At 68.6% G+C, this 20,312-nt stretch carries 20 protein-coding genes and 1 pseudogene; 7 read left to right on the plus strand and 14 right to left on the minus strand.

Annotation, left to right across the window (positions count from 1 at the left end):
- The first annotated feature begins 49 nt into the window (after positions 1 to 49).
- Positions 50 to 601 (plus strand): DoxX family membrane protein, encoded by a 552-nt coding sequence (locus B0F77_RS18750; RefSeq protein ID WP_086664208.1) that lies wholly within the window; start codon positions 50 to 52, stop codon positions 599 to 601.
- Between the two features lie 176 nt (positions 602 to 777).
- On the opposite strand, the gene B0F77_RS18755 is transcribed toward B0F77_RS18750, so the two are convergent.
- Both B0F77_RS18755 and B0F77_RS18760 read right to left on the minus strand, forming a co-directional pair.
- Positions 778 to 1,080 carry a universal stress protein gene (locus B0F77_RS18755; protein WP_086664209.1) on the minus strand — a complete coding sequence of 101 codons (303 nt, stop codon included), beginning with the start codon at positions 1,078 to 1,080 and terminating at the stop codon, positions 778 to 780.
- A gap of 219 nt (positions 1,081 to 1,299) precedes the next feature.
- Positions 1,300 to 1,893: an Rv1733c family protein gene (locus B0F77_RS18760; RefSeq protein ID WP_086664210.1), complete on the minus strand. Its 594-nt coding sequence runs from the start codon at positions 1,891 to 1,893 to the stop codon at positions 1,300 to 1,302.
- Positions 1,894 to 2,059: 166 nt separating this feature from the next.
- Here B0F77_RS18760 and B0F77_RS18765 point away from each other — a divergent pair, with 166 nt between their 5' ends.
- Positions 2,060 to 2,455 carry a hypothetical protein gene (locus B0F77_RS18765; protein WP_086664277.1) on the plus strand — a complete coding sequence of 132 codons (396 nt, stop codon included), beginning with the start codon at positions 2,060 to 2,062 and terminating at the stop codon, positions 2,453 to 2,455.
- Here the strand turns inward: B0F77_RS18765 and ppk2 are convergent.
- The 8 genes and pseudogenes from ppk2 to B0F77_RS18805 all read right to left on the minus strand — a co-directional run bounded on the left by ppk2 (position 2,434) and on the right by B0F77_RS18805 (position 11,172).
- Positions 2,434 to 3,225, minus strand: coding sequence for a polyphosphate kinase 2 (ppk2, locus tag B0F77_RS18770; RefSeq protein ID WP_086664278.1), 792 nt, complete (start codon positions 3,223 to 3,225; stop codon positions 2,434 to 2,436). The two genes, B0F77_RS18765 and ppk2, sit on opposite strands and share 22 nt — an antisense overlap.
- Positions 3,225 to 5,750, minus strand: coding sequence for a cation-translocating P-type ATPase (locus tag B0F77_RS18775; RefSeq protein WP_086664211.1), 2,526 nt, complete (start codon positions 5,748 to 5,750; stop codon positions 3,225 to 3,227). The genes ppk2 and B0F77_RS18775 overlap by 1 nt, the downstream gene beginning before the upstream one ends.
- Complete coding sequence (locus B0F77_RS18780) at positions 5,731 to 6,126, minus strand: CBS domain-containing protein (RefSeq protein ID WP_086664212.1); 396 nt, start codon at positions 6,124 to 6,126, stop codon at positions 5,731 to 5,733. The genes B0F77_RS18775 and B0F77_RS18780 overlap by 20 nt, the downstream gene beginning before the upstream one ends.
- Entirely contained in the window at positions 6,123 to 6,572 is a 450-nt protein-coding gene (locus tag B0F77_RS18785; protein ID WP_086664213.1) for a universal stress protein, read from the minus strand. The genes B0F77_RS18780 and B0F77_RS18785 overlap by 4 nt, the downstream gene beginning before the upstream one ends.
- 31 nt (positions 6,573 to 6,603) lie before the next feature.
- Positions 6,604 to 9,011, minus strand: a pseudogene (locus B0F77_RS18790) (bifunctional acetate--CoA ligase family protein/GNAT family N-acetyltransferase).
- A gap of 164 nt (positions 9,012 to 9,175) precedes the next feature.
- Entirely contained in the window at positions 9,176 to 9,679 is a 504-nt protein-coding gene (locus tag B0F77_RS18795; protein WP_086664214.1) for a universal stress protein, read from the minus strand.
- A gap of 77 nt (positions 9,680 to 9,756) precedes the next feature.
- Positions 9,757 to 10,971 carry an MgtC/SapB family protein gene (locus B0F77_RS18800; RefSeq protein WP_086664215.1) on the minus strand — a complete coding sequence of 405 codons (1,215 nt, stop codon included), beginning with the start codon at positions 10,969 to 10,971 and terminating at the stop codon, positions 9,757 to 9,759.
- 3 nt (positions 10,972 to 10,974) lie between these two features.
- Positions 10,975 to 11,172 carry a DUF1918 domain-containing protein gene (locus tag B0F77_RS18805; protein ID WP_086664279.1) on the minus strand — a complete coding sequence of 66 codons (198 nt, stop codon included), beginning with the start codon at positions 11,170 to 11,172 and terminating at the stop codon, positions 10,975 to 10,977.
- Between the two features lie 146 nt (positions 11,173 to 11,318).
- On the opposite strand from B0F77_RS18805, the gene B0F77_RS18810 reads away from it, so the two are divergent.
- The gene (locus B0F77_RS18810) at positions 11,319 to 11,765 is read left to right on the plus strand and encodes a universal stress protein (protein WP_158102747.1); all 447 of its coding nucleotides are present in this window, start codon (positions 11,319 to 11,321) and stop codon (positions 11,763 to 11,765) included.
- A gap of 798 nt (positions 11,766 to 12,563) precedes the next feature.
- Positions 12,564 to 14,243 (plus strand): TIGR04141 family sporadically distributed protein, encoded by a 1,680-nt coding sequence (locus B0F77_RS18815; RefSeq protein ID WP_158102748.1) that lies wholly within the window; start codon positions 12,564 to 12,566, stop codon positions 14,241 to 14,243.
- Here the strand turns inward: B0F77_RS18815 and B0F77_RS18820 are convergent.
- From B0F77_RS18820 to B0F77_RS18830, 3 genes are read right to left on the minus strand one after another with little or no spacing between them, the layout of a single operon-like run.
- The gene (locus tag B0F77_RS18820) at positions 14,240 to 15,115 is read right to left on the minus strand and encodes a universal stress protein (RefSeq protein WP_086664218.1); all 876 of its coding nucleotides are present in this window, start codon (positions 15,113 to 15,115) and stop codon (positions 14,240 to 14,242) included. The two genes, B0F77_RS18815 and B0F77_RS18820, sit on opposite strands and share 4 nt — an antisense overlap.
- On the minus strand, positions 15,112 to 15,678 hold the full coding sequence (locus B0F77_RS18825; protein ID WP_086664219.1) for a CBS domain-containing protein: 567 nt from the start codon (positions 15,676 to 15,678) through the stop codon (positions 15,112 to 15,114). The genes B0F77_RS18820 and B0F77_RS18825 overlap by 4 nt, the downstream gene beginning before the upstream one ends.
- Before the next feature lie 26 nt (positions 15,679 to 15,704).
- Complete coding sequence (locus B0F77_RS18830) at positions 15,705 to 16,397, minus strand: hypothetical protein (RefSeq protein WP_143466808.1); 693 nt, start codon at positions 16,395 to 16,397, stop codon at positions 15,705 to 15,707.
- Between the two features lie 123 nt (positions 16,398 to 16,520).
- On the opposite strand from B0F77_RS18830, the gene B0F77_RS18835 reads away from it, so the two are divergent.
- Together B0F77_RS18835 and B0F77_RS18840 are read left to right on the plus strand one after the other, a co-directional pair.
- Entirely contained in the window at positions 16,521 to 16,742 is a 222-nt protein-coding gene (locus B0F77_RS18835; protein ID WP_143466809.1) for an SHOCT domain-containing protein, read from the plus strand.
- 77 nt (positions 16,743 to 16,819) lie between these two features.
- Positions 16,820 to 17,476 carry a response regulator gene (locus B0F77_RS18840; protein ID WP_086664222.1) on the plus strand — a complete coding sequence of 219 codons (657 nt, stop codon included), beginning with the start codon at positions 16,820 to 16,822 and terminating at the stop codon, positions 17,474 to 17,476.
- A gap of 6 nt (positions 17,477 to 17,482) precedes the next feature.
- On the opposite strand, the gene B0F77_RS18845 is transcribed toward B0F77_RS18840, so the two are convergent.
- On the minus strand, positions 17,483 to 19,156 hold the full coding sequence (locus B0F77_RS18845; protein WP_086664223.1) for a sensor histidine kinase: 1,674 nt from the start codon (positions 19,154 to 19,156) through the stop codon (positions 17,483 to 17,485).
- A gap of 137 nt (positions 19,157 to 19,293) precedes the next feature.
- Between B0F77_RS18845 and B0F77_RS18850 the strand changes: the two genes are divergently transcribed.
- Entirely contained in the window at positions 19,294 to 20,292 is a 999-nt protein-coding gene (locus B0F77_RS18850) for an Acg family FMN-binding oxidoreductase (protein ID WP_086664224.1), read from the plus strand.
- Positions 20,293 to 20,312: the final 20 nt, after the last annotated feature.

The following is a 20,312-nucleotide window of genomic DNA, read 5'->3' on the forward strand; positions in this document are numbered from 1 at the left end:
CGGTGTCCGCGAGAAGACTCGCTGCAGAAGAACTTCCTGGGAGGTAAAGATGTCCGCTGTTCACGCTCCTGCTCGCACCCGAACCGAAACGGGTGTGGTTTCCCTCGCGGTGCTGCGCATCGCGACCGGGTTGTTGTTCCTGTGGGCGTTCGTCGACAAGGCCTTCGGTATCGGCTACGCGACCCAGCCGAAGAACGCGTGGTTCTCGGGTGGCTCGCCCACGAAGGGATTCCTGAGCCGGGTCGACGTCGGGCCGTTCGAGTCGGTGTTCCACGACATCGCAGGCACCTGGTGGGCAGACTTGCTCTTCATGGCAGGCCTGCTCGCGATCGGCGTGGCGCTCGTCCTCGGCATCGGCCTGCGGATCGCCGCAGCGAGCGGTGCGGTGATGATGGTGCTGATGTGGGCGGCTGAGTGGCCGCCAGCGCAGCACACCTCGTCCGGCGAGGCGACGATGTCGACCAACCCGATCATCGACTACCACATCGTGTACGCCCTGGTGCTGATCGCTCTCGCAGCTACTGCCTCGAGTGCCATCTGGAGCCTGGCGCGCTGGTGGAACGACCAGCCGGTGGTGAAGGCGAACCCTTGGCTGCGGTGAGAACCGAAGGAGGGAGGGCACCGCGACCGCGGCGCCCTCCCTTTTGGTATGCCCCGGTACCAAGCCGGCCCCTTCTGCGCAGCCAGCCCCGCCGCACCAGGAGCACGGGACACGGCGCGTACAGGCCCGCGGACCCCACGGGCCGCTGCGCAGGAGATCCATGCACCACATGGGTTTCAACCGACATCGGCGTGACGGCCAGCGCACGCGGAGAGCCTCTGCGCCACCAACGATCGGCCGATGGCGTCCAGCTCGGAACCATCGGAAACGCACCGATAGTGCACGCCGACCACCACTGGGCCGTCAGGAGCAGGTACATCGCCTCCCACGATGACGACCGGGTACTTCGAGCAGTCCGCTGTCGCGACGGCGACAGAGCCGAGCAGCAGGCCGCTGAAACCGCTGGACCCGCGTGAGCCGACCACGACGGGCGCGGCCGTCTCAGGCGCTTGCTCCAGAAGCGTGGCGGCCGTGTTCACCTCAGCTCATGCCTGGATTTCAAGACCAGGAGCAGTCTCTTTCGCGATTGCGACTGCGTCGTGCATCCACCCCATCGACATGTCGTGCAACGCATCACGTGCCGCGCCGGAAACGTCCAGCGCAGCGCCAGCCGCCCAACGGACAGCAAGCTGCGAGCACTCCGGATCCGTTCACACCGACCACTACGCTCGGATGACCAATCGGAACGGTGGTACGTCTCAACGCCCGGTCCAGTCCGGCGCGGTCAGCTCCCATTCGAGCTGCCACCAGCGCAGGCGGATCCTCATGCACGCGAACCGCACCAGCACGAACAACAGCGCCATCACACCCGCGATCAGTCCCCACAGCAGCAGGGCGGCGAAGATCGCGTTGAACGCGGCTCCCTGGTTCGTCATGGGAGGCTCAGTCACGTCACCGCCGAGGTTCACCCAGATCCGCACAGTGGTACCGGCCTCGGCACCGTATGGCGCTCGAACGACACCCCGCCGAACAGTTCCATCGGGCATTCGCCAGGACGCGGTCGCCTCGGTCGTCTCCACCATCGCTTCGCTGCTGGAGGCTCCACTCATCGAAGGCGCGTCCTCCACAAGCACCGCCTCCACCTGAGTCCGGCTCCTCTGCTCGACCTCGACGCGCGACTCGTGCGTCGCGTAGATCTCCGATCCGATCGCACCTGCCACCGGGACGGCGAACAGTGTCACCACGACCCCGAGCGCGAGCACCGCGCCCTCGATCCGGTCGCCGTACGTGGCGAGCGGATTGCGTCCGGGAAACACCCTCCGGACGAGTCGGGACATCAGGTTCGCGGTCATGGTCCACCTCCAGAATGAAGAATTCCGGGTGGACGCAGTCGTCCCCAGGGACCTTGGTCTCGTCACCGATGAGCCTCTGGTCTCGCTGAAACGAAGCCTGGATGCGGTGTTCCCGAAATGTGCCGCGGAGCAGCCTGGATCCAACGTCGCACCGCAGGAGAACGCCATGACCACGCCACTTCTCGTCGTAGACCACCAGCCCTACGCGGACGTCAAGGACCGCAGGCTCGCTGTGATGCTCGCCGAGGAAGACGCGGCGGAGGAGCTCGGGCTCAACCCGCTGGAGCGCGTCTCGTGCCGGCTGCACCGCCGGTGGCTGCACCACTGCGTGCACTCCGCGGACCACGTCATCAAGGTCACCGGCCACCGCTGGTGCCGCGACTGCTCCTCAACGGCCTCCGTTGGCGTCGACGAGCTCACCGGTGACGTCCTGGTGCGGTGCGAGTCGTGCCATCGGGCGCCCCGCACCTCAGCGACTCAGCAGATCGTCCGTGCGTGCCGGGCGAGCCTCGCCGCTGCGCAGGGCTTCTTCTCCGACGTTCAGACGAGCTTGGCGGCGTGATCGGGCACTTCTCGCTGCAGTGCGCGGTCCGTGCGCTGGTAGCCGCTGGTCGGTGGCCGAGCGGGCAGCTTGATCTTCGGTGCGGTGACCTCGTGGTAGTCGATCGTGCTGAGCAGGTGGGCGATCATGTTGATCCGCCCCCGTCGCTTGTCGTCGCCTTCGACCACGTACCAGGGTGATTCCTCGATGTCGGTGTGCACCATCATCTCGTCCTTGGCGCGCGAGTAATCCTCCCACCGCGTCAACGACTCGAGATCCATCGGCGAGAGCTTCCACCGCTTGAGCGGGTCGTCGAGCCGCTTGCGGAACCGGCGTTCCTGCTCGGCGTCGCTGACCGAGAACCAGTACTTGCGCAGCAGGACGCCGTCCTCGACCAGCATCCGCTCGAACTGCGGGCACTGCCGGAGGAACAACCGGTGCTCCTCCGGTGTGCAGTAGCCCATCACGCGTTCGACGCCCGCGCGGTTGTACCAGCTGCGGTCCAGCAGGACGATCTCGCCCGCCGCCGGCAGATGTGCCACGTAGCGCTGGAAGTACCACTGGGTGCGTTCGCGTTCGCTGGGCGCGGGCAGGGCCACGATCCGGGCGACGCGGGGGTTCAGGTGCTCGGTGATCCGTTTGATCGCCGAGCCCTTGCCCGCCGCGTCGCGGCCCTCGAACGCCACCACGAGCCGGGCGCCGGTGGCCTTCACCCACTCCTGCAGCTTCACCAATTCGGTCTGCAACCGCAGCAGCTCCTGCTCGTAGACCTCACGCCCCAGCTTCCCCATCAGCTCCCGTTCCCGTGGCGCTGCCGCCACTTCTCCAGCTCCACGACGACATAGGCCGCCGCACTCAGCATGAAGACCACCAGCCACGGCTGCCACCCGAGCGGAGCGGTGTGGAACAGCGTGTTCATGAACGGCACGTAGGTCAGCAACAACTGCAGCCCCACCGTCAGCGCCACCCCCACCCACAGCCACCGGTTCGGTCCGGTGCTCGGCCGCCACTTCTCCAGCGACCGGCAGTTGACCAGATACGCGATCTGGGCGCCGACGAACACGTTCACGGCGACCGTGCGCGCGACCTCCAGCGTGGCGCCCGAGGCGAGCTGCCAGCGAAACGCGCCGAACGAGCACGCGAGCAGGATCGCGGAGACGAACACGATGCGGCCAACGAGCTGCCGAGTCAGCAATGGCAACGACGGCGGCAACGGCGGTCTGTTCATCACGTCCGCTTCGCGCGGTTCGAAGCCCAGCGTGAGCCCCAGGGCGACCGCGGTGGTCATGTTGATCCAGAGGATCTGCACCGGCAGAATCGGCAACGCCGCACCGAGCAGGATCGCCGTGAGGATCACCAGGCCCTCAGCCATGTTGGTGGGCAGCGTCCAGATGATGAACTTGCGCAGGTTGTCGAAGACCGCGCGGCCTTCCTCCACGGCGGCGCGGATCGATGAGAAGTTGTCGTCGGTCAGCACCATGTCCGCGGCCTGCTTGGCCACCTCGGTGCCGCCCTTTCCCATCGCCACACCGATGTCCGCGCGACGCAACGCCGGGGCGTCGTTCACGCCGTCGCCGGTCATCGCGACGACCTCGCCGCCGGCCTGGAACTCCTTGACCAGCCGCAGTTTCTCCTCGGGCGCGACGCGGGCGTGGACGGAGGAGATGCCGAACTCCGCCGCGATCGTGCGGGCGGTGGCCGGGTGGTCTCCGGTGATCATCTTGACCTCGATGCCGGCGGCCTGGCAGGCGTGCACGGCCTCGATGGCCTCGGGGCGGGCGGGGTCGCTCATGGCGACGACGCCGAGGAACTCCACGTTGCCCCGCAAGCCTTCCTCGGACAGCTCCGCACCGGCCACACGTCCGATCGCCAGCACACGCAGTCCGGCCTGGGCCAGTTCCTCGGCTTCGGCGCAGTGGTCGAGCCCGGCGAGGGCGAGCACGCGTTCGACCGCGCCCTTGACGTACACGACGTCGTTCGCGTGCCGCGTCGCCATGAACAGCCGTTCCGAGCTGAACGGCAGCGTGTCCACTCGTTCCGGCACGTCGTCGTGGGAGAGCCCGGCCTTGCGCGCGGCTACGACAAGCGCGGCCTCGGTCGGATCCCCGACGGGCAGCCAGCGCTCGCCGTCTTGAACGATGCGCGCGTCGTTGCACGCCAGACCGGCCAGCAGGCACTCGCGCAACGCTGGAGTCGCCGTGGGCGTGACGGTTCCGCTCGGGGCGTAGCCGATGCCGGATAGCTCGAACCGCCTGTCCCCCGCGATCACCGTGCCGACGGTCATCGCGTTGGCGGTGAGGGTTCCGGTCTTGTCGGTGCAGATGACCGTGGTGCTGCCCAGGGTCTCGACAGCGGGCAATCGCCGGATGATCGCGTTGCGGCGGGCCATCCGGGCCACCCCGATCGCCAGCGTCACGGTGACGGCGGCGGGCAGGCCCTCCGGGATCGCGCCGACCGCGAGAGCCACAGCCGCGGTGACCATCTCGGCGAGCGGCTCGCCGCGCAGCACGCCGACCACGACGCTGACCGCCGCGAGCCCGAGGATCACCACAGTCAGGATCTGGCTGAACCGCGCGAGCTTGCGCGTGAGCGGCGTCTCGACGGTCGCAGTCGTGCTCACCAACCGGTGCACCCGGCCGATCTCGGTGTCCGTGCCGGTGGCGACCACGACACCACGCCCGCCGCCCGCGGTCACGAGCGTGCCGGAGTAGGCCATGTTGGTGCGGTCGGCCAGCGCGGTGTCCGAGGGCAACGCCACCGGGCTCTTCGCCACCGGCAGAGACTCACCGGTCAGCGCCGACTCGTCGATGCGCAGCTCCTTCGTGGTGACCAGCCGGAGATCAGCGCCGACCTGGTCGCCCGCCTCCAGCACGACCAGGTCGCCCGGAACGAGCTCCGCGGACGGCACCCGTGCGGTGAGACCGTCGCGCACGACGGTCACCTCGGTGCGTACCATCGCCGTCAAAGCGTCCAGTGCGCGTTCGGCACGCGCCTCCTGGATGAACCCGATGACGGCGTTGACCACGACGACGCCGAACACCACGGAAGCGTCCACGATCTCGCCTAGAGCCGCGGTGATGCCCGCGGCCACCAGCAGAACGTAGATGAGCGGGTGGTGCAGCTGTCCGAGCAGCCGCACCACCCAGCTCTGCCCGCGCTGGGCGGGCAGCTCGTTCGGCCCGAGCGCGGCCAGCCGGTCCCGCCATTGGGCGCTGGACAGGCCGGTGACCTCGTCGCTCTTCGCGATCAGGACGACCTCGGCCACCGGCAGTCCGTGATGGATGACGTCCTCGCGGTCAGCCGTGCTCAGCGGCATGGCCCACTCGCAGGTGCGGGTCGTCGTGACTGATGGCCCGCAGCACGTCGAGCCGGGTGACCATGCCGATGATCTGGCCGTTGTCGAGCACCGGCACGCAGAGAACCTCGTACCGGGTCATCGCCTCGAAGAGCGTCGCCACGTCGAACTCCGGCCCGACCGTCAGCACCGGCTGCGACATGACCCGCTCGACCTTGGGCGCGTCGTCCTCGCCGCGGCGGCAACCGGCTTTGGTCACCACACCGAGGAATACGCCCCCATCGACGACGGGCAGCATCGTCAGACCGAAGTCGTCCATCAGCCCCTCGGCGTGGCGGGCGAAGTCGCGCGGTCCGACGGTGACTAGTGGTCGGATCATCGCGTCGGCGGCCTTCATCGCGTGCTCTCCGCGAGCTCGCGGTCGTTCACCGGGATGACGACGATCGGCGCGTGCGCGTGCCGCACGACGTGCATGCTCGTCGAACCCAGGACGATCTGCCGGATCCGGTGCCCGGTGTGCGAGGCGACGACCAGCATCGCGGCACCTTCCGATGCCCGCTCGAGCGTCTCGGCCGCGTCGCCGCGCAGGCTCTTGCGGACGATCTCGGGCAGCTCCTGCCGCCTCGCCTCGGCCGCCTGCAGCGCCTTCTCGATCAACGCTTCCGACTCGGCCCGCACGCGCTGCTCGGTGGTCTCGGTCCAGTCGGACAGGGCCTCGAAGGTCCAGGCGTGGACGACGTGCACCGGGCATCCGCGCACGACGGCCTCGTCCAGCGCCCATTCCAGTGCTCGGTCCGACGCGGGCGTTCCGTCGATGCCCACCACGATCGGCTTGGTGCTCATGGCTGTTCTCCCTCGGTTTCGGCGCTTCTGGTCAGGTGGTGCGCAAGCGGCGCAGGAACGGATCGGTGTGCTCGGCCTGGGCAACGCGCACTCGCGCGTCCACGACCACGCATCCCGTGTCCGTCAGCACCAACGGGTTGATGTCGAGCTCGACGACCTCCGGCAATGCGCCGGCCAGTTCGGCCACTCGCAGCAGCACGTCCCGCACGGCCTGTTCGTCTGTCCCCGCGAGTACGTGGCCCGCGGTGCGGAAGCCGTGCAGGAGGTCGTCGGCGTCCGCTGTGGACAGTGGTGTGAGTGCGGCGGCCCGGTCGTCAAGCAGATCGGTGTCCACGCCGCCGAGCCCGGTGACTACCAGCGGTCCGAACTTCTCGTCGGTGACGACACCGACCAGCAGTTCACGGCCACCAGAAGCCATCGGTTGCACGAACACGCCGCGCAAGCGGTCGCCGAAGCGCTCCTGGAACGCGCGGAAGGCTTCCACCACCCCACCCGCGTCGTTGACGCCGAGTTCCACGCCGCCTCCCTTGCTCTTGTGCAGCAGGTCGTCGGCGAGGCCTTGAGCGCGACCGGGACGTTGTAGGCCTGCTGGGCGGCCACCGCGTGCTCCGCGGTCGTCGCGAGCGTTCCGCCGAGCACCGGCAGTCCGAACGCGGTCAGCAGTGACACGACCTCGTCCGGCGGCAGCCAGCCCTGTCCTTGGGCCACGATCGCCTTCGCCGCGTCGAGGTCGATCCGGCCCAGGCGGGCGAACTCCCTCGGCCGGGCCAGCCAGTCCGCGCGCTCTACCAGCCGTGCGAGTGCCGCGGCGGCGCGAGCGGGCTCGGCGTAGCAGGGCACTTCGCCCGCGAGCCGTTCGATCTGGCCGGTACGCGCCGCGAGCACCGGTTTGCCGGCGATGTTGTGCACGCCGCCGGTGGGATCGCCGAGTGCGGTCGGCACCGTCACGGTGATCACGGCGTCGACAGCGGGGTCCGCGCCGATGATGTCGAGGCATCGGGCGAAGGTCTCCTCATCGACGACCGCGGTGGTGTCGACCGGGTTGTGCACGCTGGCCGTTTGCGGGACCAGCTGGGCCAACGACTTGCGGGTCTCGTCGCCGAGTGTGGCCATGTGCAGGCCTTGGCGGACACAGGCGTCCGCGGCGAGCACACCGAGTCCGCCGGCGTTGCTCAGCACGGCGACCGACCGTCCACTCGGGAGCGGTTGCCAGCTCAGCGCCATCACGGTGTCGGTCAGTTCCGGCACACTGTCGACCGCGATCACGCCCGCCTGACGGAACAAGGCGTCCCTGGTGACCGACGGGGTCGCGGTGGACGCGGTGTGCGAGGCGGCGGCGCGCTGCCCGGCTTCGCTGGTGGCGGCGCGGATGGCGAGGACCGGCTTGCTCGCGGCGACCCGGCGGGCGATGCGGGCGAACTTGCGCGGGTTGCCGAAAGACTCCAGGTACAGCGCGATGATCGCCGTCTCACGGTCCTGTTCCCACCACATCAGCAGGTCGTTGCTGCTGATGTCGAGCTTGTCGCCGGTGGAGACCAGGTTCGACAGGCCGAGGCCGAGACGGCGCAGCTCCTCCTGCACGCCGATCGCGACGCCGCCGGACTGGGTGACCAGCCCGATGCGTCCGGCGAGCGTGCTGTGATCGGCGAACGTCGCGTTCATCCGCACACCGGGCGAACTCGTCGACACCCCGAGGCAGTTCGGTCCGACGAGGCGCATGCCGTGCGCACGGACCGGCTTCAGCAGTTCCTCCGCGTTCACGCCGGACGAGATGACGACCAGCGCACGAACGCCGCGGCGACCGCACTCTTCAGCAACGGCGGGAACAGCTTTCGCCGGTACGCACAGCACCGCCAGTTCGGGCGCCTCCGGCAGCTCGCCGACCGAGCTGTAGGAGTCGACACCGGCCACGGACTTCGCGTGCGGGTTCACCGCGTACAGGTCGCCGGTGAAGTTGCCGTCGACCAGGTTGTGCAGCACCGCGTGCCCGACCGAACCAGCCGATCGTCCGGCGCCGATCACGGCGATCGACGTGGGCCGCAGCACGTGGGTCAGGCTCGCGACGTCGGCGCACGACTCCCTGGCGCTCGTCGCGTCGAGGTAGGCCTCGCCGGGCTCGAGGACGAGCTCGACGTAGATGACCTCACCGTCGGGCACGATCGAGGTGACGAGTCCCATGTCGGTGAACACCCGCAACATCCGGCCGTTGATGGTGAGCACCTCGGCGGTGAAGCGGCGCACGCCCCGGCTGCGCGCCAGCGACGCCAGGTGCTCCAGCAGCAGGGTGCCGACGCCGTGGGCCTGCTCGGCGTGCGACACGACCAGCGCGACCTCCGCGAAGTCCGTGTCGCGCACCACCACGTAGCTCGCGGCGCCCAGCAGCCGGCCTTCGCGGTACGCGCCGAGCACTACGTGCCGGGGCGCGTCGGGCGAGACCATCCGACCGACGAAGTCCTCCAGCTGTCGTGGCGACGTGCTGAAGAACCGGAGATACTGGTCCTCGATCGGCAGTCCGCGGTGCAGTTCGAGCAGGGCCGACACGTCGTCCGGCCCCAGTTCGCGCACCGTCACGACCGATCCGTCCGTCAGCAACGCCGCCGCGTTCACAGCAGCGGTCCCGGTGTCAGCGGCACAGCCGCAGCAGCGGGCTTGTGCTCCTGCTCGACCTTCGGCTCACGGATCACGACGACCGGGCACGACGCGTGGTGCACGCAGTACGAGCTGACCGAGCCGAGGATGATCCCGGCGAGCGTGCTGTGACCGCGGTTGCCGACCACGAGCAGCTCCGCGTCCTTCGACGCCTTGGCAAGGACGTCCCTGGGATCGCCCTCGACCAGGATCGGCCGGATCTCCACGCCCTCGAACCCCTGCACCGCGGCGTCGAGGTTCTTCCGCGCCGTTTCCTTCATCGCCTGCGGCGACAACGCCATCAGCACCTCGGCCGGCACCGGGCCGATCATCACGCCGTAGTCCGGATGCCACGCCGAGACAACGTCGACCGGGCACCCACGCCGCCGAGCATCCTCGACGGCCCACCGCAACGCCGCCTGTGCGGCGGACGATCCATCAACTCCGACCACCACGGGCCGGGACTCGTTCTCGCTCATGTACTTCAGCCTCGCGGTCCGCGCCGCAGCGGGTGAGTGCCCGCAGTCCCGCACCGTTCGGGACCTTCGTCCCCGCCCTACCAGGCCATACCCAGCCCCACCGCCACGACCACCGGCGCGAGCCATGCCGCAAGTTGGAGCGCGAACCGCGGCCCGCCGGCCACCGTGGCCAAGACGAGCTTCACGACGGTGTTCGTCGCGAGCGCCGCACCACACGCCAGCACAGCGGTGTGCACCGAGATCGACTGCGGTGCAAGGGAAGCCGCCGCAATCGCCGCTGCGTGCGCGTCAGCCAGCCCACCCAGCGCTCCGGCGGCCACCACTCCCCCACCGCCCAGCCAGTCCGCTGCGGCGCGTGTGCCCACGAGGAACAGCACCAGGACCGCGGCCAGCGACAATGCCGCTTTGAGCGACATCGGCCTGCTCACCACAGCTTCGTCGTTGTCCATTTCAGCGGGCTTGGTGCGCCAGACCAGCCAAGCCACCTCGGCCAGCAACACGACCGCGCCTGCCCCGATCGCGGGCAGGAGTCTCAGTGCGACCAGTGGACTCGCGATGGCGGTCACCGCGACGATCTGCGCCAGCGTGGCCAAGTTCACCGCGACGGCGCCGGGAAACGCCGCCGCACCAACAGTTCGGTACTTGCGCGCCATCACCGCGGTAGTCGCCGATCCGGACACAAAGCCGCCGGCGAACCCGGCGACCAGCAGTCCCCAGCGCTCGCCGAACGCCCGCGCCGCGACGTACCCGGCCCAGCCGATGACGGTGACGGCGATGACCAGCCACCACACGCGGGCGGGATTCAGCACTCCGTATGGGCCAAGTGGCCGGTTGGGCAGCAGCGGCAACACGACAAACGCTACGACGAACAGGATCATCGCGTCGCGCACGTCCTGGTCGCTCACCACCTTGCGCGCGAACCGGTGCAACGGCCGCTTGGCCGCGAGCAGCGCGGCGGCCGCGACACCCATCGGCACCGCGAGTTCGGGCCGATGCCATGCGAGCGCGCCCAGCAGGAACGTGACGATGGCGGCGATCTCGGTCGTAGCGCCGGGCTCGGACGTGCGCAGGTACCAGGCGATGACGAGCGCGGCGACGGCGCCGAGAGCGACACCCAGAGCGACAGGCGACAGCGCCGCACTCACCGCTCCGGCCAGTGCGATCAGCGGGAACGTCCGTGAACCCGCTGGCCTTGTCGAGTCGTGGGAGTTGTCGTGCTCGCGTTCCACACCCAGCAGCAACCCGATCGCGAGCGCCGTCGCAAGGTGGCCCAGTGCGACAACGGTATCCACAGTTCAGCCTGCACGCCGACGCGCGGCCTCGTCTTCAGCCGTGACGATGTGCGCGTCCGGACCGGGGAACACGAGCGTCTCGTGTCCGGTGTCCAGCCACCGCACGAGGAACGGAGGTCTTCCGTCCTCGTGCTTGACCGCCGTGATCTGCCCACGACGACCGCCGGCTTCTACCAACCAGTCGCCCCGCTTCACCCTCATGACGTCCTCCATTCGATCGGTGTGATCGAGGGTTCGCCTCGCGCACGAACGTCAGCAGTGCGGATGGACTCGCCGGGCTCGTGACGTTGGTCCCTGCCGGCGCCCGAGGTCACACCGCACGCTGGTTCCGAGTGATGGGAGCAGCTATGAGGACACCTGTGATCCTGGTCGGAGTCGATGGTTCGACGGAGTCGCGCGTGGCGTTGCGGTGGGCAATGGAGGAAGCGTCGCACCGGGGCGCCAGGGTGGAGGCGATGCTGGCCTACCACCAGGAACCGATGATCGTGCCGGCCGTGCCGATGGGGCTCAATCCATACGGAGAGATGCCACAACGACACCCCGCGCGCGACCTCCACGACACCGTGCAGCAGGTACGCGCCACGATGCTCCGCGCGCCAGACGTCGCCGAGTGCGTCGTCGTCGGAGACGCAGCCGACCATCTAGCCGACGCCTCAAAGCACGCCGAGCTGCTCGTGATCGGCACACGAGGACGCGGAGCCGTCCGTGAATTCTTCTCGCATGGAGTCGCCGCGACCTGCCTGCGCAATGCCGAGTGCCCTGTCGTGGTCATTCCCCCAACGGCCACCTGGTAACAGCGGACCCGAACAGCAACCGCAAGAAATCGATTTCACGTCGTCGATTCCAACATCACGAGGCTTAATCAGCGCCGTCTAACCGCCTGTAACACGCGGCCTGATCCATACGACGTGTCCCAGGGCGCCAATCGACCCTATCTGCGACGAACGGTCGTTCTGCAGCGACGCGGACATGAAGCGAGATGCGTCCGATCAGTCACTCTGCGCAACTTCCCGCGAATTCTATACCTCAAATTGACCACTTTTTGTCAATCATCAGGCCTCCGACAAGGTTGTCAGCCTTATCTGGAAAGAAAGTGGACGGTTCTTACCGTCAACGTTTTGCGGAATGGACTGATAGGCGCGGAGTTCAGTCCCGCCAAACACGACCCACCGTTCGGCGACCGACGTCGACCACTCAAGGGTCTTGGGCGTGTCGGTTGCCGTGTTCATACGTGTGGGCGTGTCATTCTTGGATCACGTCCAAGGCGAACGTGCCCTGGACGTGCGAACGCGACCCCCTGTTCGAGCAGGAGGCCGCGTGAAGTTCCACCGGCAAGAACCTGGCCTCAGAACCAGAACAAGTCGGGAGAACGCGCGCCGAGTCTAGGGCTTCACAGGCGCGCAGGACCAGTCACGATCGTGTGACGTCGGCGTCCAAATGGGCGGCGTCACAAGGTGTCCACATCGGACCGTCACAGGCCTGCCGCACGGCTGTCCGGCTGCGCGCGTTCTCCCGCGCGCCCGTATCAGCCAGACGATGCATCCGCTGTCTTCACCTGCGTCGTCGATCGAACGACGAAAGAAGCCCCTACGTTGGCAAAGGCACTTCCGACCGGGGCGGCGACCGTGTATCGCCTCCCGGTCACGCACGAGAACCTCGGCGACTACCTCAAGAGCGTCGAGGGAGTCGACCTCAAATACCACGGCGAACTCCTGATCGCCGGAACCCGCACGCACGTCCTGGCCGGCGTCCGCAGCAGCGGCGAGCCGGACTGGGTCCGGCACCTCACCGGGGTCTCGGACCTCGAGAACCTGGGTCTCACGGGCAGCTCCCCGTTCGCGCTGATCGTTGTCGAGATCGACGACGAGTGGGTCTGCGCGGTCACCTGGGGCGCGTCGAGCAGGTTCATGCTCGACGAGATGCTGCTCGACGACGACTTCGGCCTGAACTTCGGGATCAGGCGGATCGACCCGGACAAGGTCCGCGTGATCCGCAGCAACCTCCTCGACGTGTCCGCACGTGGCATGGAGGTCTCCTTCCCGTCGGGCAGCTCGCTGTCGGGCTTCCCCCTGGAGCCTGCGGGCGAGCTCGTCACCGGCATCGAGGGACCGGCCGACCTGTCCGGCCTGACCTACGACACCGCCACCGACGGCAGGACCTGGAACATCAGGGCTGGGCGCGCGCTGAACATCCAGCTCGGCCGCACTCCCGAGACGTTCATCGCCGACCTGCGCAAGATTTGCGCGATCGTCGACGAAGACCTCGCGGGCGCGCCGCTGCGCCACATCGCCGAGATCCGTCCTGTCAGCCCCAACGACCCGGTCATGCCGAACCTGGAGCGCCAGTTCGCCGCAGCACTCGGCGGCGACGACCAGTTCGGGCCGTTGGGCGTCTGCTGGCCCTCCTCGGCGATCCGGGAGATCGGCCAGGCCCAGTCCTTCGCGTCGAGCCGGGTCGGCCCGACCGCCGCGCGGGTGCTGGAGCCAGGGTTCGAGATCCATGAGCTGGTGGAGCCGTTCGCAGCCGTCGACCCCGTGCTTCGGCTTGAGGTGCTGCGGAAGGCAGGCCTCGCGCCCTGTGAGGACGAGCTGGGCGTGGAACCGTTCACCCGGCCGATCTCAATGATCAAGTGGGTTGCGTTCCAGACCGTGGTGGAGGGCAAGACCTACGCCCTGCACCAGGGCAAGTGGTACGAGATCGGCGAGGGTGCGGTTGCGCGCGTCAAGGAGCAGGTCCGCGCGCTGCTGGAGAACAAGAGCTCACTGACGTTCCCGGTGTGGGTGCCGACGGGCAAGCGGGACGACGAGCACCGCTTCGCGGAGAAGGTGGCCAAGCAGGCCGGCTACCTGTGCATGGACCGCGGCCTCGCCTACACCCCGATGCACCTGCGGGGCTTCGAGATCTGTGACGTCTTCGGTCCTGGCGACGAGATCGTGCACATCAAGTGGCTCGGTCGCGCGACGGCGGCGAGCCACCTGTACACGCAGGCGCAGGTGTCGGCGTGGGCGCAGTACTTCGAGCCACAGGCGATGCAGCAGTTGCGGGACAAGGTCCGTGTGCTCGACAGCACGCGGGACATCACCGATCGCCCGACCGTGGTGGTCCTCGCCATCGCCGGCCGGACGTGGGACGTCGACACTCTGTTCACGCTGTCGCAGGTGAGTCTGCTGCGGCTGAGCCACGAGTTGCGCAACCTCGGCATCGAGCTGCAGTTCGCCGACATCCCCTTCATCGCGAAGACGAAGGGGAAGTCAGCGGGTAACGCGGCCTAGTCGGGTCGCACGATCGCCAACGGGCACGGCGCGTTGTAGACGAGTGCCTGACTCGTCGAGCCGAGCAACATTCCGGCGAACCCGCCGTGCCCGTGGCTGCCCACCACCACGAGCTGAGCCTCAGCCCCGAACCGCATCAACGCGCGTACCGGCCGATCCCGCATCACCACGGGATGTACCGACACGTCCGGGTACTTCTCCTGCCACCCGGCCAGCCGCTGCGCCAACAGTCGCCGCTCATTGGCCTCGACCTGTCCCCAGTCGACGGTGAACCGCGAGGCGGTGTAGGCGCTGTCCACCATGAAGTCGGTCCAGCACATCACCACGGTGAGCTGAGCGCCGCGCATCGACGCGGTCTCAAAGGCGAACGCGAGAGCGGCCTCGCTCGTCGGGGAGCCGTCGACGCCGACGACCACCGGGCCATCGGGAACGGCGGCGCCGTGAACCACGATGACCGGACTCTTCCCGTGCGCTGCCAACGCAAGTGCCGTCGAACCGACCAGCATGCCGGTCACCGTGCCGAGACCCTGCGAACCGACCACGACGAGCCGTGCGGACTTCGACTCCTCGATCAGGAGCGCGGTCGCAGCGCAGCACACGATCTCTGTTGCCACCTCGACGTCCGGTGCCGCTGCCCGCGCGGCCGCAGTCGCCTCCTGCAGCTTGTCGCGGCCGAGCTGCTCGAGCGCCCTGCGGATCTCGTTGCCGGTGAGGATCACCTCGGGATAGCCGCGCACGGGCAGCATGTAGGCGTGCACGAGCCGCAACGGCACTTTGTGACGTGAGCACTCCTGCGCGGCCCAGGTGACGGCGGACAGCGCCGAGGCGGAGCCGTCGACACCGACCACGATCGGAGCGGATGGGGCCTTCATCGTTGTCCTCCAGTCAGAACACGGGCGCGGAGCACTCCGGGCACCGCGTCGGCGAGTGCGAGCAGGACCCGTTCGGTGTCCTCATCTGTGGTCGTGGCGCCGATCACGGCTTCGCCGTCGTGGACGGTGACTGTCCACTTGCGACCGCCGCCGTACATGTCGAGCACGCGCTGGACTTCCGCGGTCACCGTCGTGTCGGCTCGTGCGAGCACGCGGACCAGATCGCGGCGGGTGACGACGCCGATCACCGTCGAGCCGTCGACGATCGGCACGCACCGCCTGCGGTCGTCGATCATCACGCGGGCCAGGACCTCGGCAGGTGCGGCGGCATCCATCGCCACCGCGGGGGTGGTCATCACGTCGGCGACCACGGCGGCGCCTTCTTCCAGGTACTCGCCGCGCACCAGGTCGGCCTCGGTCACGATGCCGACGAGATCCTTGTCGTCGTCAACGACAGGAAGCGCGGTGAACCCATGCGAGACCATCAACGCGGCCGCGCCCTTGAGCGGTACGGCCGGAGTCACGGTGATCACCGGGCTGGTCATGATGTCGCGAGCACGCATGGCGGAACTCCCTTTCTGGTTCGACGCTAGGAATCGGAACGGGCGGCGGACGCAGTCGTAGGTCCCGTGCCAACCGGGCCCTTGGCACCGACGATCGCCAGCGCCTGCGGGAAACCGGCGAGCTCGCGCCGTTCGATCAGACCTGCCCGCCACTCGCGCCGGTGCACCAGATGCACCATCGGCCGGACCGCCACCCCGGTGCTTCGACCGGCCAGCACCGCGGCTTGCAGCGCCGCACCGCCACGGATGTGGTCAGGACGGCGGTCATCGGTGGTGATCACGACGAGTTCGTGGTCGTTCAGAGCACGCAGCTCGGTTCCCGCCCAATGGTTCGCCCAGCCGAACCTGTGAGCGTCGCCCGCACCGGACGCGTCGGCGAGCCGGATCGCCCGGTGCAGATCGAGGTCCTGTGGATCCGCTGGCTGGCGGCGGTCCGCACGGACCACGGCGAGCACGCCGGGACTGGCTTGGTCGGTCAGGAACACGACGTGCGGGTGCCACCCGGCGTGTCGGATGGCGAGCACGACGTGTTCCAGCGCGGCACCGCAGGAGAGCAGCCGGTCGAAGCCGAGGGGGTCGTGCTCGGACCGTTGCCCTGCTTCGAAGAGGTAGACCGACCGGCCGTGCAGCTCCAGCGTCCACGGACGGTCCGCGCTGTACACAGGCGCCTTAGCGGCCGCCTCGACGATTTCGGAGGCCTCTGCTGGGTTCCATCGCATGCCTTGACGATTCCGCCGCGCCCCGTCTCCCGGACAGAGCGGACCTGCTCACCCCGGACGGGCACTTGGACTCTCCGCACGGCCAGGTCGACCGGACGACTCTGGGACCCGGAGGCGATGACGATGACCTGGTACTACGGCACCCCGATGGGCTGGGGCGGATTCTCGATGATGGCGCTGACCATGCTGGTGTTCTGGGGCGGTCTGATCGCATTGGCCGTCGTGCTGCTGCGCCGGCCCACGCACACCAGCTCCGCGACCCGCATACTGGAGGAACGGCTGGCCAAGGGCGACATCGACACAGAGGAGTTCGAGCGGGTTCGCAGGACCCTGGATTCCCGGTGACAGGGTCTTTGGTCCCTGTGTACCGCTGCGCGGCTGAGAGATCGTGATCTCGGAACGATCGAGAGAAGGTGGTTGCGGTGGTGTCGCGAGTCTTCCTGGTGGACGACCACGAGGTGGTCCGCGTCGGAATCAGGGAGCTGCTCAGCGCCTCCCCCGACCTGGAGGTTGTCGGTGAGGCGTCCTCGGTGACCGAGGCGCTCACGATGGTCCCTGCGACCAATCCCGACATGGCGGTGCTCGACGTGCGGCTGCCCGACGGCAACGGCATCGAGCTGTGCCGCGAGCTGCGCTCCCGCATGCCCGAGCTGAACGTCCTGATGCTCACGTCGTTCACCGACGACGAGGCGTTGTTCGACGCGATCATGGCCGGTGCGTCCGGGTTCGTCCTCAAACGCATCCTCGGCACCGACCTCACCACCGCGGTGAAGACCGTCGCGGCTGGACAGTCCCTTTTGGACGCCCGCTCCACCGCCGCGCTGCTGAACCGCATCCGCCGCGAGCGCGAGCAGGGCGACCCGGTCCGCGCGCTCACCGAGCAGGAGCGAACGGTGTTCGACTACATCGGCGACGGCCTGACGAACCGGCAGATCGCGGAGAAGATGTTCCTCGCGGAGAAGACCGTGAAGAACTACGTCTCACATCTGCTCGCCAAGCTCGGCCTCGAACGCCGCACCCAGGCCGCCGTGCTCGCGTCGCAGCTGCGCAAGCCCACTCACGACAACGAGACCGGCTGAGACCGATCAGTCCAGCGGAACCCGCCACGTCACCCGTGTGCCGCCACCTGGTTCCTCTCCGACGGTGAGTGCGCCGTTCAGCTCGGCCGCCCGCTGTTCCAGGTTGCGCAGGCCGCTGCGGGCGACTTCAGGTGGCATGCCCAGCCCGTTGTCGACCATCGTGATGATCAGCGCGTCGCCTGCCTCGACGGTGAGAGTCAGCTCTGTCGCGTGAGCATGACGCAGCGCGTTGGTGACGGTCTCGCGTACGACCGCCTCGGCGTGCTCCCCGATGTAGTCGGGCACCAGGCTGTCGATGGTTCCCGACAACCTGATCGCCGGGCTCAGCTCGGCGCCCTCGGTGATCTCCGCGACGATGTTGAGCAGCCTGCGCCGCAGTCCGGTGTCGCCGGAGTCGGCCTGCAGGTCGAAGATCGAGGTGCGGATCTCCAGCACGGTCTGGTCGAGCTGGTTGACTGCCTTCGTCACCCGCCTGCGCGCTTCGGGATGGGTCACCCAGGTCAGCGCACCCTGCAGACTCATACCGCTCGCGAACAGCCGCTGGATGACGTGGTCGTGCAGGTCGCGGGCGATGCGGTCGCGGTCCTCCAGCACGTCGACCAGGCGCTTCGCGTTCTGGTTCTCGGCGAACTCGATCGCCACCACCGCCTGGTCTGCGAAGGAGGCCAGCAGCGGCATCAGGTCCGCCCCGAACGGAGCCGCGTCCTTGTCCCGGACGGCGACCAGCACGCCGGTCACCGTGGTGCCGGCGCGCAGTGGCAGCACCACCGCGGCACCGGTCTGGGCAGGGAGGTCGCCGAACTGGCCGTCCACTTCCTCGAGCAGCGCCGGTGCGGCCGTTTCCAGCACCTGCGCGAGCACCGGTGCGTCGGCGGCGAACGTATCGGGAACAGTCTCGTTTCCGGCGTGCGCAGCCTTGCGGAGTTCGTTCCCGTCTCGCAGCAGCACCGCCGCCCATGACGCCGCCGCCAGCTCCACTGCCCGCTGCACGATCAGCCGTAGCGCGTCCTCGGCCATCGCGCCGCCGAGAAGCTGGGCGTTGATCTCCGCAGTCGCTTCCAGCCAGCGCTCGCGCATCCGTGAACGTTCGAACAGGCGGGCGTTCTCCACCGCGACGCCTGCCGCAGCGGCCAGCGCTTCCAGCACGACCTCGTCGTCGGCGGTGAAGTCGCCGCCGCCGAGCTTCTCAGTCATGTAGAGGTTGCCGTACGCCTCGTCGCGCACCCGCACCGGAACACCGAGGAAGCTGTGCATCGGCGGGTGGTTCGGCGGGAAGCCGACCGACGCGGCGTGCTCGCTGATGTCGTGCAGCCGGATCGCCCGCGGGTCCTTGATGAGCAGACCGAGCAGACCCTTGCCCTCGGGCAGGTGGCCCATGTTCGCGCGGACCTCGGGGGCGATGCCGACGTAGACGAACTGCGAGAGGTTGTGCCGCGAGCCCAGCACGCCCAGCGCCCCGTAACGGGCGCCCACGAGCTCCACAGCGGCCTGAACGATGCGCTGCAGCGTCGAGTCCAGTTCCAGGCCGGCACCGACCGCGAGCACCGCGTCGAGCAGGCTCTGCATCTTGTCCCGGGTCGACCCAATCTCGGCGAGCCGGTCGCGCATCTCGTCCAGCAGCTCGTCGAGCCGCAACCCACCGAGCAGGCTGCGGACCGGTCTCTCCTCGGGACCCACCATCGATCAAGCCTTTCACGCTGTCGCGACGACGCCAAGCGGTCCCTGCCAGGTCGGGACCTTCGATGGTGGGTCCGCGCTCTGGCGACGCGGAAAGTGGCAGAAGACGATCCACCAGGCAACACGATGGGGTGAAAGACATGGCTCAAGTGGCAGCAGCTCTGGGGCTCGGGCCCGCACAGATCGAGAGCGCGCTCACAGCTGCCTCGCTCGCTCCGTCCGTGCACAACACGCAGCCGTGGCGGTTCCGCGTCCGGCGCGACCGCATCGAGCTGCACCCGGACCCGAGCCGCAAGCTGGCCGCGACCGACCCCGAGGACCGCGAGCTGCGTCTGTCGTGCGGCGCGGCGCTGTTCAACCTGCGGCTGGCCCTGCAAAGCATGGGCGTGCGCCCATTGGTGTCGATGCTGCCCGGCCACGACGCGCCCGGTGCCCTCGCCGTGGTCCGCCGCGGCGGCACCATCAAGATCGACGAGGAGCATCGCGCCCTGCTCGAGGCGGTCCCCCGTCGCCGCACCAACCGACGGCCGTTCCTCGAGGCGACCGTCGACCCTCGCCAGCGTCACGCGCTGGTTCGCGCCGCCGAACTCGAACGCTCGTGGCTGCACGTCATCGTGACCCCTGAGCAGCGTGCCCAGCTCAAACGCTTCGTCCAGCAAGCGCACCAGATCCAGCTCGACGACGAGGCCGTGCAGGCCGAGATCGCCGCGTTCACCGGCCACCGTCCTGGTGCGACCGACGGGGTGCCGCCTGCTTCGGCGGGCGTGCGTCCGGAGATGCAGGACGAGTGGACGTTCCGCGACTTCCAGGGCCCGGAACGTCACCCCGGCAAGGACTACGAGTCCGACCCGCTGATCACGGTCCTCTGCTCGTTCTACGACGGCCCGCTCGGCGATCTGCAGGCAGGACAGGCGATGCAGCGTGTCCTGCTCATCGCGACCACGCACGGGCTGTCCGCGTCGTTCCTGTCCCAGCCGGTCGAGGTGCGGAGTGTCCGCGAGGAACTGCGGCGCGCGCTCGGAGGCATGCTCGTACCGCAGACCGTGCTCCGCGTGGGATTCAGCACGCCGGTACCGGCCACACCGCGCCGCCCCGTCGCCGAGCTGCTGCTCGACTCCGACGAGCACGCGCCCTGCTAGCAGTGCCTGGCACCGCTAGC

The organism is Lentzea kentuckyensis (assembly GCF_002150765.1).
GTDB classification, from domain to species: Bacteria; Actinomycetota; Actinomycetes; order Mycobacteriales; family Pseudonocardiaceae; genus Lentzea; species Lentzea kentuckyensis.